The organism is Pseudomonas sp. 2725, assembly GCF_050434585.1.
In the GTDB taxonomy this organism is placed as follows: domain Bacteria; phylum Pseudomonadota; class Gammaproteobacteria; order Pseudomonadales; family Pseudomonadaceae; genus Aquipseudomonas; species Aquipseudomonas jessenii.
Genome location: NZ_JBNDIV010000010.1, coordinates 138,957 through 155,127, shown reverse-complemented (window position 1 = coordinate 155,127; position 16,171 = coordinate 138,957). Strand labels below are relative to the sequence as shown.

General features: G+C 59.6%; 11 protein-coding genes and 1 tRNA gene. 10 read left to right on the top strand and 2 right to left on the bottom strand.

Annotated features, from left to right (window positions below):
• The first annotated feature begins 37 nt into the window (after nucleotides 1-37).
• The 8 genes from rpsU to ABIE16_RS25985 all read left to right on the top strand — a co-directional run bounded on the left by rpsU (nucleotide 38) and on the right by ABIE16_RS25985 (nucleotide 10,385).
• A complete protein-coding gene (gene rpsU / locus ABIE16_RS26020) occupies nucleotides 38-253 on the top strand; it encodes a 30S ribosomal protein S21 (RefSeq protein ID WP_002551877.1) in 216 nt (71 codons plus the stop codon).
• Between the two features lie 481 nt (nucleotides 254-734).
• Nucleotides 735-2,702 (top strand): DNA primase, encoded by a 1,968-nt coding sequence (dnaG, locus tag ABIE16_RS26015; RefSeq protein WP_008051597.1) that lies wholly within the window; start codon nucleotides 735-737, stop codon nucleotides 2,700-2,702.
• Between the two features lie 67 nt (nucleotides 2,703-2,769).
• Nucleotides 2,770-4,617 (top strand): RNA polymerase sigma factor RpoD, encoded by a 1,848-nt coding sequence (gene rpoD, locus ABIE16_RS26010; RefSeq protein WP_057713062.1) that lies wholly within the window; start codon nucleotides 2,770-2,772, stop codon nucleotides 4,615-4,617.
• A gap of 122 nt (nucleotides 4,618-4,739) precedes the next feature.
• The gene (locus ABIE16_RS26005; RefSeq protein ID WP_150814000.1) at nucleotides 4,740-8,486 is read left to right on the top strand and encodes a bifunctional diguanylate cyclase/phosphodiesterase; all 3,747 of its coding nucleotides are present in this window, start codon (nucleotides 4,740-4,742) and stop codon (nucleotides 8,484-8,486) included.
• Between the two features lie 15 nt (nucleotides 8,487-8,501).
• Nucleotides 8,502-8,578, top strand: a tRNA-Ile gene (locus tag ABIE16_RS26000).
• Between the two features lie 397 nt (nucleotides 8,579-8,975).
• Nucleotides 8,976-9,296 carry a DUF3077 domain-containing protein gene (locus ABIE16_RS25995; RefSeq protein WP_349736343.1) on the top strand — a complete coding sequence of 107 codons (321 nt, stop codon included), beginning with the start codon at nucleotides 8,976-8,978 and terminating at the stop codon, nucleotides 9,294-9,296.
• 68 nt (nucleotides 9,297-9,364) lie between these two features.
• Complete coding sequence (locus ABIE16_RS25990; protein WP_057713049.1) at nucleotides 9,365-9,967, top strand: nucleotidyltransferase domain-containing protein; 603 nt, start codon at nucleotides 9,365-9,367, stop codon at nucleotides 9,965-9,967.
• Nucleotides 9,957-10,385, top strand: a complete 429-nt coding sequence (locus tag ABIE16_RS25985; protein WP_057713048.1) for a hypothetical protein — start codon at nucleotides 9,957-9,959, stop codon at nucleotides 10,383-10,385. The genes ABIE16_RS25990 and ABIE16_RS25985 overlap by 11 nt, the downstream gene beginning before the upstream one ends.
• Before the next feature lie 15 nt (nucleotides 10,386-10,400).
• On the opposite strand, the gene ABIE16_RS25980 is transcribed toward ABIE16_RS25985, so the two are convergent.
• Nucleotides 10,401-11,081, bottom strand: coding sequence for a peptidase M41 (locus ABIE16_RS25980; RefSeq protein WP_429522222.1), 681 nt, complete (start codon nucleotides 11,079-11,081; stop codon nucleotides 10,401-10,403).
• Between the two features lie 181 nt (nucleotides 11,082-11,262).
• Complete coding sequence (locus tag ABIE16_RS25975) at nucleotides 11,263-13,617, bottom strand: glucose/quinate/shikimate family membrane-bound PQQ-dependent dehydrogenase (protein WP_429522207.1); 2,355 nt, start codon at nucleotides 13,615-13,617, stop codon at nucleotides 11,263-11,265.
• A gap of 184 nt (nucleotides 13,618-13,801) precedes the next feature.
• Here ABIE16_RS25975 and ABIE16_RS25970 point away from each other — a divergent pair, with 184 nt between their 5' ends.
• Nucleotides 13,802-14,263 (top strand): Lrp/AsnC family transcriptional regulator, encoded by a 462-nt coding sequence (locus tag ABIE16_RS25970; RefSeq protein ID WP_046039454.1) that lies wholly within the window; start codon nucleotides 13,802-13,804, stop codon nucleotides 14,261-14,263.
• Between the two features lie 222 nt (nucleotides 14,264-14,485).
• A complete protein-coding gene (locus ABIE16_RS25965; RefSeq protein ID WP_154861035.1) occupies nucleotides 14,486-16,168 on the top strand; it encodes a flavin monoamine oxidase family protein in 1,683 nt (560 codons plus the stop codon).
• The last annotated feature ends 3 nt before the right edge of the window (nucleotides 16,169-16,171 follow it).

The following is a 16,171-nucleotide window of genomic DNA, read 5'->3' as shown; positions in this document are numbered from 1 at the left end:
GGATGTTGACCCCGGTAATGAATGAAGGTAGCTCTGGATGCCAGCCGTCAAAGTAAAAGAGAACGAACCCTTCGACGTAGCTCTGCGTCGTTTCAAGCGCTCCTGCGAAAAAGCCGGTGTACTGGCTGAAGTTCGTAGCCGCGAATTTTACGAGAAGCCAACTTCTGAGCGTAAGCGCAAAGCAGCAGCCGCTGTTAAGCGTCACGCCAAGAAAGTTCAGCGCGAACAGCGCCGCGCCGTTCGTCTGTACTAATACACAGACGATCGTAGCAAGCTTCTGCCAAGCCCGGCCCTCAGCCGGGCTTATGGCATTTGCGTAAAACGCTTGATGCTTCACTGTCAAAGCCGCAGACGCGACCGAGACAAATCTGCTTCACCGCGTCAGACCTGGCTCTTTTGCCAGCGGTGCACGTCTTTTCTGACGAGCCTTTCAAGGCTACTGACGAGCACACCCACTGATTCCTCTCACGACGATCAGCCCAAGGCACCTGCTTGCGTGCCAGATGATGAGCTATCCGGGGCCTTTGATTGGCCACAGCGGATTCAGCGCAACACATTCAAACAGTCGAATACTGATTGGCATTAACGTCAGTGGATTTTCGGCAGATACACTTCCCGACAGCGATTACGCAGACGACACTGGTCGAGCCGCACACTTTGCGCGCCTCAAACAATGACCGCGTTCGGTCGCCGTACGTTTCGGGTTCCTTTTCAGCGCAGATGACGAGAACGCCATGGCCGGGCTAATTCCCCAGAGCTTCATTGACGACCTTCTGAACCGCACCGACATCGTCGATGTGGTCAGCTCGCGCCTGCAATTGAAAAAGGCCGGCAAAAATCACACTGCCTGCTGCCCGTTCCACAAGGAAAAGACTCCGTCGTTCAGCGTCAGCCCCGACAAGCAGTTCTATTACTGCTTCGGCTGCGGCGCCGGCGGCAACGCCCTCGGCTTCATCATGGACCACGACAACCTGGATTTCGTCCAGGCTGTCGAAGAACTGGCCAAAGCCGCCGGCATGGAAATCCCCCGCGAAGAAAGCGGCCGGCCGCACAAACCGCGACAGCCGACCGATTCGCCGCTGTATCCGCTACTGAGCGCCGCTGCCGACTTTTATCGCCAGGCCCTCAAAAGCCACCCATCGCGCAAGGCCGCCGTGGAATACCTGAAAGGTCGCGGGCTGACCGGCGAAATCGCCCGGGACTTCGGCCTGGGCTTTGCTCCGCCTGGCTGGGACAACCTGTTCAAGCACTTGAGCAGCGATACCCTGCAACAAAAAGCCATGATCGATGCCGGCCTGCTGATCGAAAACGCCGAAAGCGGTAAACGCTACGACCGCTTCCGCGACCGCGTGATGTTTCCGATCCGCGACAGTCGCGGGCGCGTCATCGCCTTCGGCGGCCGGGTATTGGGCGACGACAAGCCGAAATACCTGAACTCCCCGGAAACCCCGGTTTTCCATAAAGGCCAGGAACTCTACGGCCTGTATGAAGCGCGCAAGACCAACCGCAACCTCGACGAGATCATCGTCGTCGAGGGCTACATGGACGTCATTGCCCTGGCCCAGCAAGGCCTGCGCAATGCCGTCGCGACCCTGGGCACCGCCACCAGCGAGGAACACCTCAAGCGGCTGTTTCGCGTCGTGCCCAGCGTGCTGTTCTGCTTCGACGGCGACCAGGCCGGCCGCAATGCGGCATGGCGGGCGCTGGAGGCGACACTTTCGAGCCTGCAGGACGGTCGTCGCGCACGTTTTTTGTTCCTGCCCGAAGGCGAAGACCCGGACACTCTGGTCCGCTCCGAAGGCACCGACGCCTTTCGCGCACGGATCAACCAGCACGCGCAGCCACTGGCCGATTACTTCTTCCAGCAACTGACGGAAGAAGCCGACCCGCGCTCGCTTGAGGGCAAGGCCCATATGGCCACCCTCGCCGCGCCGTTGATCGACAAAGTCCCGGGCGCCAACCTGCGCACCCTGATGCGTCAGCGCCTGAGCGAAATCACCGGCCTGAGCGGTGAAGCGGTCAGTCAGCTGGCACAAAGCGCCCCGCAAGAAGCACCGCCGGCCTACGACCCGGGCATCGATTACGACGCGATGCCCGATTACAGCGACTATCATCAGCCGCAGGCACAGGAAATGTATGTGCCGCAGCAGGAATGGACGCCGAAGAAACCCGGTGCAGGAGGCAAGAAATGGGACAAGAAACCGTGGGACAAGAATGGCAAACGGGGCGGTGATCGTGATCAACCCCGCGCGCCACGGGTGCCCGCCGCCGTAGAACCGCCAACCCTCGCCGCCTTGCGCACGTTGCTGCATCACCCGCAACTGGCCGAAAAAGTCGAGGATGCCGGGCACTTCGCCGCCGAGGATCACACCAACACGCAATTGCTGGTGGCGCTGCTCGAAGCTGTACAGAAGAATCCCAAGCTAAACTCAATTCAACTGATTGCGCGTTGGCACGGCACAGAACAAGGCCGCTTGCTGAAGGCCTTGGCGGAAAAGGAATGGCTGATTGATGGAGATAACCTTGAACAACAGTTTTTCGACACCATTACTAGCTTGTCAGCCCGCCAACGCGAGCGAAACCTGGAACAACTTCTGCGAAAAGCGCGTCAAAGCGAATTGACCAGCGAAGAGAAAAATCAACTGCGCGACCTCTTGAGTCGCAATGTTTCCGCATCAAACCCGACCTCAACTGGCGCGTGAGGTCATAGCTCAGGTATAATCCTCGGCTTGTTTTTTGCCCGCCAAGACCTTCAGTGGATAGGGTGTTATGTCCGGAAAAGCGCAACAGCAGTCTCGTATCAAAGAGTTGATCACACTTGGTCGTGAGCAGGGCTACCTGACTTACGCGGAGGTCAACGACCACCTGCCGGAGGATATTTCAGATCCGGAACAGGTGGAAGACATCATCCGCATGATCAATGACATGGGGATCAACGTATTCGAGGTTGCGCCAGATAAGGATTCCCTTATGCTGGCCGACGCCGATACCGACGAAGCCGCAGCCGAAGAGGCCGCTGCAGCGTTGGCTGCGGTCGAGACCGACATTGGTCGCACTACCGACCCGGTGCGCATGTACATGCGCGAAATGGGTACGGTGGAGCTCCTCACGCGTGAAGGCGAAATCGAAATCGCCAAGCGTATTGAAGAGGGCATCCGTGAGGTGATGAGCGCAATCGCGCACTTCCCTGGCACGGTTGATCATATTCTCTCCGAGTACACCCGCGTCACCACCGAAGGTGGTCGCCTGTCCGACGTTCTGAGCGGTTATATCGACCCGGACGACGGCATCGCGCCGCCTGCGGCAGAAGTGCCGCCGCCGATTGACGCGAAAGCCGTCAAGGCGGATGACGATTCCGACGACGAAGAGGGTGAAGCCTCCGATGACGAGGAAGAAGCCGAAAGCGGTCCGGATCCGATCATCGCTGCACAGCGTTTTGGCGCTGTGGCCGATCAGATGGAAATCACCCGCAAGGCGCTGAAAAAGCACGGTCGCAACAACAAGGCAGCGATTGCCGAGCTGTTGGCCCTGGCCGAGCTGTTCATGCCGATCAAACTGGTGCCGAAGCAATTCGAAGGCCTGGTCGAGCGTGTTCGCAGTGCCCTGGATCGCCTGCGTCAGCAAGAGCGCGCAATCATGCAGCTCTGCGTTCGTGATGCGCGCATGCCGCGTGCCGATTTCCTGCGCCAGTTCCCGGGCAACGAAGTCGACGAAAGCTGGAGTGATGCCCTGGCCAAAGGCAAAGGCAAATACGCTGAAGCCATTGGTCGTCTGCAGCCGGACATCATCCGTTGCCAGCAGAAGCTGACCGCGCTGGAAACCGAAACCGGTTTGACCATCGCCGAGATCAAGGACATCAACCGTCGCATGTCGATCGGTGAGGCCAAGGCCCGCCGCGCGAAGAAAGAGATGGTTGAAGCCAACTTGCGTCTGGTGATCTCCATCGCCAAGAAGTACACCAACCGTGGCCTGCAATTCCTCGATCTGATCCAGGAAGGCAACATCGGCTTGATGAAAGCGGTAGACAAGTTCGAATACCGTCGCGGCTACAAATTCTCGACTTATGCCACCTGGTGGATCCGTCAGGCGATCACTCGCTCGATCGCCGACCAGGCCCGCACCATCCGTATTCCGGTGCACATGATCGAGACGATCAACAAGCTCAACCGCATTTCCCGCCAGATGTTGCAGGAAATGGGTCGCGAACCGACCCCGGAAGAGCTGGGCGAACGCATGGAAATGCCTGAGGACAAGATCCGCAAGGTATTGAAGATCGCTAAAGAGCCGATCTCCATGGAAACCCCGATCGGTGATGACGAAGACTCCCATCTGGGTGACTTCATCGAAGACTCGACCATGCAGTCGCCAATCGATGTTGCAACCGTTGAGAGCCTTAAAGAAGCGACTCGCGAAGTACTGTCCGGCCTCACTGCCCGTGAAGCCAAGGTATTGCGCATGCGTTTCGGTATCGACATGAATACCGACCACACCCTTGAGGAGGTTGGTAAGCAGTTCGACGTGACCCGTGAGCGGATTCGTCAGATCGAAGCCAAGGCGCTGCGCAAGCTGCGCCACCCGACGAGAAGCGAGCATCTGCGCTCCTTCCTCGACGAGTGATCACAGAACCCCCGGCCCAGGCCGGGGGTTTTGCTTTGTACAGATTAAATCCCCCTGCTTCCCCCCTCCGCCCTGTAGCCGTCTACACTCGAAACATTCCCCCGAGCCATAACGAGACCGTTATGCCCAGACTGCCGACCGTGCTTTTTTTGCTGTCGCTGATGACCTGGACCGCAACGGCTGGCGCGCTGACTCTCACTGACGAAGAACGTAGCTGGCTGGCGGCTCACCCGGAATTGCGCCTGGGTGTCGATGCGTCATGGCCGCCCTTCGAGTTTCGTGACGATGAGGGCCGCTACCAGGGCCTTGCCGCGGATTACATTGAGGTCATCCGCAAAAGGCTGGCAACCCGGCTCACGCCCATCGAGCCGGTGAGCTGGACCGCCGTCCTGGAACAGGCCAAGAAGGGCAAGCTGGACCTGCTGCCGGGCATCATGTCGACCCCGGAACGCCAGAATTACCTGTCGTTCACCCGCCCCTATCTGGATTTTCCGATTGTCATCCTGGCCCATGTCGGGGGCCCTCAGCCACATAACCTGAAAGACCTGTACGGCCTGAAAATCGCCGTGGTGGAAAACTACGCCCCCCACGAACTGCTGCGCACCCACCATCCCGACTTGAACCTTGTGGCGATGCCCAACGTCAGTTCGGCGCTGCAGGCGCTGGCCATCGACGAAGTAGACGCAGTGGTAGGCGATCTGGCTTCCAGCGTCTGGAGCCTGCGCCAACTCAAGCTCGATGGGTTGTATGTCAGCGGTGAAACACCCTATCGCTATCAACTGGCCATGGGTGTACCCCGCAACAACAAAATGCTGGTCGGCATTCTCGACAAAGTCCTGGCGGACATGAGCCCGGCAGAAATCAGCGCCATTCAGGAGCATTGGGTCGGTAACGTCCTCGATCATCGAACTTTCTGGAGTGACTTACTGGTATACGGCCTGCCCGGATTGCTGCTGCTGACTACTGTGCTGGCGGTGGTTATCCGCATCAACCGCCGCTTGAGCTCGGAAATCGCCCGCCGGGTCGACCTTGAACAGGAACTGCGCAGCAGCGAATACCACTACCGCGGCCTGGTGGAGAGCCTGTCGGCAATCGCCTGGGAAGCAAAAGTCACGGACTTCACCTACAGCTATGTATCGCCCCACGCCGAAGACCTTCTCGGTTATCCCCTGTCCCATTGGCTGATTCCAGGCTTCTGGCGCAACATCATTCACCCCGCCGACCTGACCCGAGCCCAGACCTTCTGCGATCACGAAGTACTGGCCGGGCGCGATCACCGCCTCGATTACCGGGTGATCACCGCCGACGGCCGCTGCCTGTGGGTGCGAGATATCGTCAGCCTGATCGAGCACGGGCATGAGCCGGTGCTGCGCGGCTTGATGATCGATATCACCGACGCCAAGCGCACTGAAGAAGCACTGCGCCTGTCGGAACAGAAATTTGCCTCCGTGTTCCAGCAATGCCCGGACATTCTGGTGATCGCGCGCCTGAGCGACGGTTGCCTGCTGGAGGTCAACGAAGCGTTCGAGGAGCAAATCGGCCTCAAGGCCGAGGACGTCATTGGCCAGACCGCCACCAACCTGAACATCTGGGGGATTCCCGGTGTCGGGCCGGGCCTGCTGCAACGCTTGCAGGCCGGCAGCATCCGCAACCTGGAAATGCCCTTTCGCCGCAGCAACGGCCAGGTGTTTACCGGCCTGATCTCCGCCGAACCGTTCGACCTCGACATGACACCGGCGCTGGTGGTTGTGGTGCGGGACATCACCCAACTCAAGGAAACCCAGCAACAGCTACAAACATCCGAAGAAAAGTTCGCCAAGGCCTTCCACGCCTCCCCCGACGGTTTGCTGCTGTCACGGCAAAGCGATGGCTTGCTGTTGGAGGTCAACGACGGTTTTAGCCGCATCACCGGGTTCAACAGCGCCATGTCGGTGGATCGTTCGGCGCTGGACCTGGGGATCTGGGTCAACCTCAATGAACGCAAGCAAATGCTCGATCTGCTGCGCCGCGATGGCTTTGTCCGCGACTTCAGCTGCCATATCCGCCGCAGCGACGGGCAGATCCGACTCTGTGAAGTATCCAGCCGTCCACTGCCGATTGGCGATGACGACTGCATGCTGACCATCGCCCGGGACATCACCGAGCGGCACCTGATGCAGGAAAAACTGCAACAGGCCGCCACCGTGTTCGAAAGCACCGCCGAAGGCGTGTTGATCACCGATACCCAACAGCACATCAGCGCGGTCAACCGTGCTTTCACCGAAATCACCGGTTACAGCGAAAGCGAAGCCCTGGGCCACACGCCACGCCTGCTCGCCTCGGGCCTGCATGACAGCGCGTTCTACGCGGCCATGTGGCATCAATTGACCGCCGAAGGCCATTGGCAAGGCGAGATTTCCAACCGACGCAAGAATGGCGAGCTGTATCCAAGCTGGCTGACCATCAGTGCCGTGCGCAACCGGGAGAACTTCATCACCCACTTTGTCGCGGTGTTCGCCGACATTTCCAGCCTCAAGCACGCCCAGGCCAAACTCGACTACCAGGCACACCACGACCCGTTGACCGGCCTGCCGAACCGCACGCTGTTCGAAAGCCGTCTGCTGACGGCGCTCAACAGCCAGCAGGAAAACGGCGGCCAGGGCGCGGTGCTGTTCCTCGACCTCGACCGCTTCAAGCACATCAACGACAGCCTCGGCCACCCGGTCGGCGACCTGCTGCTCAAGGGCATTGCCGTGCGCCTCAAGGAACAGTTGCGTGACATCGACACCGTGGCGCGCCTGGGGGGTGACGAATTCATTATCCTGCTGCCGGGCCTGCAACAATCCAGCGATGCCGACCACATCGCCACCAAACTGCTCAACTGTTTCGCAGCGCCGTTCCAGGCCGGTGAACACGAGTTTTTCATCAGCGCCAGCATCGGCACCAGCCTCTATCCGAAGGATGGCTGCGACGTTGCCACACTGATCAAGAACGCCGACGCCGCGATGTACCGCTCCAAGGCCAAGGGCCGCAACCGTGTCGAAAGCTACACCCGTGACCTCACCGCCCAGGCCAGCGAACGCGTGGCGCTGGAACACGAACTGCGCCGTGCCATCGAGCGCAACGAGTTGCGCCTGTGCTACCAACCGAAAATCAGCCTCGAAGACTACAGCCTGGTCGGCGCCGAAGCCCTGATCCGCTGGCACCATCCGACCTTTGGCGACGTACCCCGGGAACACTTCATCCCGCTGGCCGAAGAAAACGGCATGATCCTGCAAATCGGCGACTGGGTCCTGGAAACCGCCTGCCGGCAGATGGCCGAATGGCACCGGCTGTACGAAAATCCCGGCCCGCTGTCGGTCAACCTGGCCGGTGCCCAACTACGCCAACCCAACCTGCTGGGTCGCATCGAACAGTTGCTCAAGGACAACGGTCTCAACCCCGGTTTCCTGCAACTGGAAATCACCGAAAACTTCATCATGAGCCAGGCAGAGGAAGCGCTGGCGGTATTGCATCAACTCAAACAACTGGGCGTGCAACTGGCCATCGATGACTTCGGCACCGGCTACTCGTCCTTGAGTTACCTCAAGCGCCTGCCGCTGGACATCCTCAAGATCGACCAGTCCTTCGTCCGCGGCCTGCCGGACGATCCCCACGACGCGGCGATCGTCCGCGCCATCATCGCCCTCGGACGCAGCATGCAGTTCACCGTGATTGCCGAAGGAGTCGAGACCCACGCGCAACAGCAATTCCTCGCCGCCGAAGGCTGTGAACAAATCCAGGGCTACATCGTCAGCCTGCCCCTACCCCCCGACGAATTTGCCGCAACGTTTCTTCGTACAGCAGTAAAGGCTTTTTCGGATAGCACAGTCGCAAAACCGTCGCTATAATCCGCGACCTACTGAGGGCCTATAGCTCAGTTGGTTAGAGCAGAGGACTCATAATCCTTTGGTCCACGGTTCAAGTCCGTGTGGGCCCACCAAACAAGAAAGCCGCGCAATGCGCGGCTTTTTCGTGCCTGGCGTTTAGTTTTGTTTACTTAAGCTCTCGCTTTATCGGATGACGCCCGCAGACCTTGTAGGCAAACTCCGAATCTTCTATTTGGGCACTTTGCCGCCTTGTTGCCCTTTTCTTCGACGGGATAGTCTCCGGACGTCGCTGACCATTCAGCGATCGGGCTTGGAAACCCGCCGAACTCTAGCCGCAACAGCGCCCTCATCACGATTGCTTGTATTGTGTGATCCTGAGTTATGACGGCTGTGCGTGGGACGCCTTCGGGCGTGCCGGTTCCTAGGTTCCCGGTTTTCCAACCTGCGTACAGCCGTCACCCATTCGCTTGGAAACGATTGTGGCGGCTCCTAGAACCCAGGAGTAAAACCATGACTGAAGCAGATTCACCCGCACCCTCAGACCTGAAAACCGCCGGCTTCACACCCTTCCCGTACCTCTCGGATCAACCTCTGTTCCACGTCTGCCGCAACGTCCCCATCGCCGACGCTCTGGCCCAAGCCTCCGACCTGCTGTTCCTCGCCAAGTCCCTCATCGTGGACGCCGCCTACTCCCAAGACTCCGACCGCCACGCCTGGGCCGCGCATTACCTGACGACGATGAGCAAAGCGGTGATTGATGATGTGGTAAAGGTGCTGACGCGCCGGCCTGTTCAAATGAGAAAGGAAGCAGACCCATCGAAAAACACATAATCACGGCAAAGTTGATAATTCCCAAAAAGGGACCTATCGTTCCCTTTTTGGGACTTATAGAACCGACCATGCCTGCCATCCCGCTAAGCGATGCTCTCTTTACTGCCACCCAGCAAAAAGTGCTGGGCATGTTGTATGGCAAACCGGATCAGAGCTTCTATGCCAATGAAATATCCCGCTGGGCGCAGGTCGGCAAGGGCAGCCTGATGCGTGAGCTGGAGCGTCTGCATAGCGCAGGCATTCTCACCATGAGTCGACGGGGTAATCAGACGCACTACCAAGCCAACCCTGAGTGCCCCATCTATGCAGAACTGCTTGGGATAGTGCGTAAGACTTTTGGCATTGCAGAGCAGCTGCGTGCGGCCTTGACTCCGCTGAATGATCAGTTGGTATGGGCGTTCATCTATGGCTCCATTGCCAAGGGTAACGAGCACGCAGGCAGTGACATTGACCTGATGCTGATTGGTGAAAATCTCAGTTACAGCGACTTGATGGAACGGGTACTGCCCGTAGAGGAACAGCTTGGCCGCACCATTAACCCAACGCTCTACACACTGGTCGACTGGCAAACCAAGAAGGCGGCCGGCAACAGCTTTGTAGTGCGGGTTGAACAACAGGACAAAATTGATTTGATTGGCCACAATCCAGCAGAGGTAGCCGATGGGCAGTAACGAAAATCTGGAAAACCTGGTGCGTAGCGGCGGCCTCAAAGCCGAACCGCCAGATCGCAAGGAATGTGAAGGGCTGCTGAGATCGGCCACGGACCGCTTGAAGGATGCCCACAGTTCGGCCCTGTCCTTCGCCAGTCGCTTCGACCTCGCCTACAACGCCGCACATGCCCTGGCACTGACGGCCATGCGTCTGCAGGGTTTTCGCTCCGACCGCCGCTATCTGGTATTTCAGTGCCTTGTACATACTCTCGGTCTGAACAAAATCCAGGTACGCCTGTTCGCACTTTGTCACGAGCGCCGCAATCTGGCTGAGTACGAAGGTTATATGGATGTGGACGAAACCCTTCTTGCCGAACTGTTGGCGGCAACTGATGCACTGTTGCCATTGGTGCAAGACGCTATGCTCGCGAGCAAGTAACGCTTCGACCCTTCGTTATTTCCAGTGCTGAACGGCATCACTGCAACTGTCAGTCCAAACACGCAACGAAGGGATGGCCTGCACCACCCGCAGTCGCTCCAGCATCTGCCCCGTCAACACCACCTCATACGTATCCGCCCCCCGCCCCCATTGCTCAACGAGCACCATGCCGTCGACCAATGTCGCCGCCAATTCGGCAATCGTCCCGGCCTGATCTTCGATAATTCCTTGAGTCCGAATCCAAACCCGATCTGTCATCGCTTTAAGCTCCGCCGCTATCTGCTCAGACGACGTGGGATCGGTATCGGGGCAAGTGATATTGCGCAGCAGATGCTGAAGCTCCCTGATTTTTGCGTAATCCTGTTCAGCCCCCTGCTCGCCTTTGAGGATGGCTGTGGCTTTCGGCTTATCGACGCGTTTGGCGGCTGAAGTTTTTGAAGGGAGTGTCTGCGCCATTGCGCCAGCCAGGAGCACCATCATCCGGGCTTCCAGATGCTCCTTCATGGCTTCCATCGACGAAATTGGGCGCACCAGCGTAATGCAGGCCCCTCCCTGGTGCCGCAGATCCATAGTCACCGTCAGGGTCACGCCGCCCGTTTCAAACCCCAGGGCGCGGGCCACGACGTAGTGGCCCATTTCGTGGTGGGCGATCTGCAGGGCATGATCTCGTACTGCGGGGGGCATCTTCCTCGTCATATCCATTGCCTCGGAACCTTCGTTCTCGCATTCGACTACGAGTGACGGTCGCTGTCCATCCTGATGCCCCGCGCAATGTGGGAGCGAGCCTGCTCGCGATGGACTTGAAAGCACCGCGCCCATTCAGACAGCACGCGTTATCGTTCACGACCTTCGCGAGTAAGCTCGCTCCTACATCACCTTATTTGGGCAAAGCATAGGCAATCACATAATCCCCACGATCGGTCGACTGCCGCGCACCACCCACCGTCAGCAGGATGTACTGCCTGCCGGTTTTCGGCGATACGTAAGTCATCGGCCCGGACTGGCTGCCCACTGGCAAACGCGACTTCCAGATTTCGTTGCCGTTGCCGGTATCGAAGGCGCGCAGGTAGAAGTCCTGGGTGCCGGCGAAGAACAGCAGGCCCGACTGGGTGGCCAGCGATGCGCCGAGGGTCGGCATGCCGATCGGGATCGGCAGGTGCATGCGGATGCCCAGCGGGCCGGTGTCTTGCACGGTGCCGACCGGGACTTGCCACATCAGCTTGTGGGTCTTGAGGTCGATGGCCGACATGGTGCCGAACGGTGGTTTCTGGCACGAAATGCCGACCGCCGAGAGGAAGCGCTCGCGCATGGCGCCGAACGGCGTGCCTTCCTGCGGTACCACACCCATTTCGATACCGCTGGCCCCGGCTTTGATCTTATCGCGCGGGATCATGTAGTTGGCCAGGCCCAGGCGCATGTCGTTGACGAACATGTAGTGGGTGTTCGGATCAACCGAGACGCTGCCCCAGTTCATGCCGCCCAGCGAGCCGGGGAATTGCAGGGCGCGGTCCATGCCCGGCGGGGTGTAGACGCCTTCATGGCGCATGCCTTTGAATTGGATGCGGCACATCAACTGGTCAAACGGCGTGGCGCCCCACATGTCGGATTCGGTCAGGGTCTTGTTGCCGATTGACGGCATGTCCACCGAGAACGGCTGGGTTGGCGAGTAGCGTTCGCCGGGAACCTTGCCTTGCGGCACCGGGCGCTCTTCGACGCGGGCGATAGGCACGCCGGTTTCGCGGTTTAGCAGGAAGATTTCGCCCTGCTTGGTGACTTGCGCCAGGGCTGGCTGGGTGCCGCCCTTGTCGTCCGGCACGTCGTACAGCAGTGGCTGTGCCGGCAGGTCAAAGTCCCACAGGTCGTGGTGAGTGGTCTGGAAGTGCCAGCGTACCTGGCCGGTCTTCACATCGATAGCGACGATGGACGAGCTCCACTTGTCGTCGAACTCGGTACGTTGGCCGCCGAAGAAGTCTGGCGTCGCGTTACCAGTCGGCAGGTACACCAGACCGAGCTTGGCGTCGTAGGACATGGCCGACCAGACGTTCGGCGTGCCACGGGTGTAAGTCTCGCCGGCCGGTGGGCGTTTGGTGGTGTTCGGGTTGCCCGGGTCCCATGCCCATACCAGCTCACCACTGCGCACGTCGTAGGCACGCACCACGCCCGGCGGTTCGCCGGTGGAGTAGTTATCGGCCACGCGACCACCGACGATCACCACGTCCCCAGCGACCAATGGGGTTGAGGTTTGCTGGTAGTAACCGGGCTTTACTTCGCCCATGTCAGTGGTCAGGTCAACGGTGCCTTTGTTGCCGAACTCTTCGCAGGGCTTGCCGGTGTCGGCGTTAATGGCGATCAGACGCGCGTCGCCGGTCGGCAGAAACAGACGTTTCGTACAGGCGGTTGGCTGATTGTCCGAAGACACCGGGGTTTCGGAGTAGCCCAGGCCACGGCAACGCTGCCAGTTGGGCGCGGTGCCTTGCGGGTCGAACTTCCAGCGCTGGGCGCCGGTGTCGGCATCCAGGGCGAAGACTTTGCCGTAGGCGGTGCAGGTGTAGACGGTGTCACCGATTTGCAGTGGAGTGTTCTGGTCTTCGGCGCCGGCACCGGTGCTTTGCGGAATATCGCCGGTGCGGAAGGTCCAGGCGACCTGCAATTTGTCGATGTTGCCCTTGTTGATCTGGTCCAGGGCCGCAAAGCGATTACCGGCGGTAGTGTTGCCCCAGTGCGCCCAGTCTTTCTGTTCGGTGCCCGGAGTGACCGGCGTTACCGCGGGTTCGGTGGTGGCCTTGACCACGTGGGTCGGCACGAACATGTAGGCCATCGTCGCAACGACTGCGACACCCAAAATGCCAGCCAGACCATAAGCGCCACGCCCGCCGGTCGCGCCCGAAGCACGGACCAGGGTCGGATAGATCAGCGCCACAACCAGACCGATCACGGCAAAGGTCAGTATCCGTGAGACCAGCGGCCAGTATTCAAGGCCCGCATCCCAAACGGCCCAAATCGCAGTGAGGACCAACGCCACACCATACAGCCAGGCGCCGAGCGGCTTGCGCCGGGCAATCATCAACCCGGACGCCAGCATCGCCAGCCCCATCAGCAGGAAATACCGACTGCCACCCAGCGCGATCAGATAGCCACCGCCACCGGCTAGGCCGAGCCCGATCAGTGCAATCAGCACACCCAGCCCCGCCAGCAACCATTTACTGCCGGCGGCAGCCCCAGAATTGTTCATGTCGGAATTTTTCCCCAGTTGTGACAAGGGCGGAATAATGTACTACCTAGTTACTTATGGCAATTTGTCGCAGGCAAAAATGTCATGAACGGTATTGAGGCTAGATCAAATCTCCGTCGCGAGCGTCCTGCAGAATCTGCCTGTAACATGCTTGCGCACTGATCCATGCCGCTGGAGATAACCCTTGCCTGACACTCGCACGCCTGTTCTCGATGAAATCGACCGCCAACTGATTGCCGCCCTGCAGATCAACGCCCGCGAGAGCGTGGCCATGCTCGCCCGGCAATTGGGCATTGCCCGCACCACTGTGACTTCGCGCCTGGCGCGGCTGGAAAAGGCCAAGGTGATCACCGGCTACGGCGTGCGCCTCGGGCAGCGGGTGGTGGATGGCGGGTTGCAGGCGTATGTGGGGATCACCGTGCAACCACGCTCCGGCAAGGAGGTGCTGCGGCGCCTGAGCGCGATGGCGCAGGTGCAGCAGTTGTGTGCGGTGAGTGGCGAATTTGATTATGTGGCGTGGTTGCGCACCGATTCACCGGAACAACTGGATCAGTTGCTGGACCAGATTGGCAGTGTGGATGGGGTGGAGAAGACCACGACTTCGATCATCTTGAGCAGCAAGATTGATCGGGGGCAGCCGGTTTGAGTTTCTGCCTGTAGTTTTTTGGGTGCCAGAGCTGGCCTCTTCGCGGGCAAGCCCGCTCCCACAGTGGTCAGTGTGTATTGATAGATCGTCATACCGATCAAACAAATAGCAAAATGACGACACTTTGCGTCTTATTAACGTGTTCCGTGCTCTCTAGAATGGCTGGCATCTTTTCCTATACTCAGATGCGCATTGCGCGTCGGGTCGCCAGCAAGGTCAGCCATGAACAAGAACAATCGCCATCCTGCAGACGGTAAAAAACCAGTCACCATTTTCGGCCCGGACTTTCCTTTCGCCTTCGACGACTGGATCGAACACCCGGCCGGGCTGGGCAGTATTCCCGAGCACAATCACGGTGCCGAAGTGGCGATTGTCGGCGGCGGGATCGCCGGCCTGGTGGCGGCGTATGAGTTGATGAAGCTGGGCCTGAAACCGGTCGTCTACGAAGCTTCGAAAATGGGTGGCCGTCTGCGCTCCCAGGCATTCAATGGCGCCGAAGGCATCGTTGCCGAACTGGGCGGGATGCGCTTCCCGGTGTCGTCAACCGCGTTCTATCACTACGTCGACAAACTGGGTCTGGAAACCAAACCTTTTCCCAACCCGCTTACGCCCGCGTCGGGCAGCACGGTGATCGACCTCGAAGGTCAGACCCATTACGCACAGAAGCTGTCGGACCTTCCTGCACTGTTCCAGGAAGTGGCTGACGCCTGGGCCGATGCCCTGGAAGCCGGCTCGCAGTTCTCCGATATCCAGCAAGCCATTCGCGACCGCGACGTACCACGCCTCAAGGAACTGTGGAACACCCTGGTGCCGCTGTGGGACGACCGCACCTTCTACGACTTCGTTGCCACCTCCAAGGCGTTCGCCAAGCTCTCGTTCCATCACCGTGAAGTGTTCGGCCAAGTCGGTTTCGGCACCGGCGGCTGGGATTCGGACTTCCCGAACTCGATGCTGGAAATCTTCCGCGTGGTGATGACCAACTGCGACGACCACCAGCACCTGGTGGTCGGCGGCGTGGAACAGGTGCCACAAGGCATCTGGCGCCATGTGCCGGAGCGTTGCGCGCATTGGCCGGTCGGCACCAGCCTCAGCTCGCTGCACAACGGCGCACCGCGTACCGGCGTGAAGAAGATTGCCCACGCGCCGGGCGGCCGTTTCGCCGTCACCGACAACTGGGGCGACACCCGCGAGTACGCCGCGGTGCTGACCACCTGCCAGAGCTGGCTGTTGACCACCCAGATCGAATGCGACGAAACCCTGTTCTCGCAAAAAATGTGGATGGCTTTGGACCGCACCCGCTACATGCAGTCGTCGAAGACTTTCGTGATGGTCGACCGCCCGTTCTGGAAGGACAAGGATCCGGAAACCGGCCGCGACCTGATGAGCATGACCCTCACCGATCGCTTGACCCGTGGCACTTATCTGTTCGACAACGGCGACGACAAGCCGGGGGTGATCTGCCTGTCGTACTCGTGGATGAGCGACGCGCTGAAAATGCTGCCCCAACCGGTGGAAAAACGCGTGAAACTGGCGCTGGATGCACTGAAAAAGATCTACCCGAAAGTCGACATCGCCGCGCGGATCATCGGCGACCCGATCACCGTTTCGTGGGAAGCCGACCCGCATTTCCTCGGCGCGTTCAAAGGCGCCCTGCCCGGCCACTACCGCTACAACCAGCGCATGTACGCCCACTTCATGCAGGACGACATGCCAGCCGAACAGCGCGGCATCTTCATCGCCGGCGACGACGTTTCGTGGACGCCGGCCTGGGTTGAGGGCGCGGTACAGACCTCGCTCAACGCGGTGTGGGGCATCATGAAACACTTCGGCGGTGCAACTCACGCCGAGAATCCGGGTCCAGGAGATGTGTTCAACGAGATCGGACCGATCGCCCTGCCCGAGTAAGAG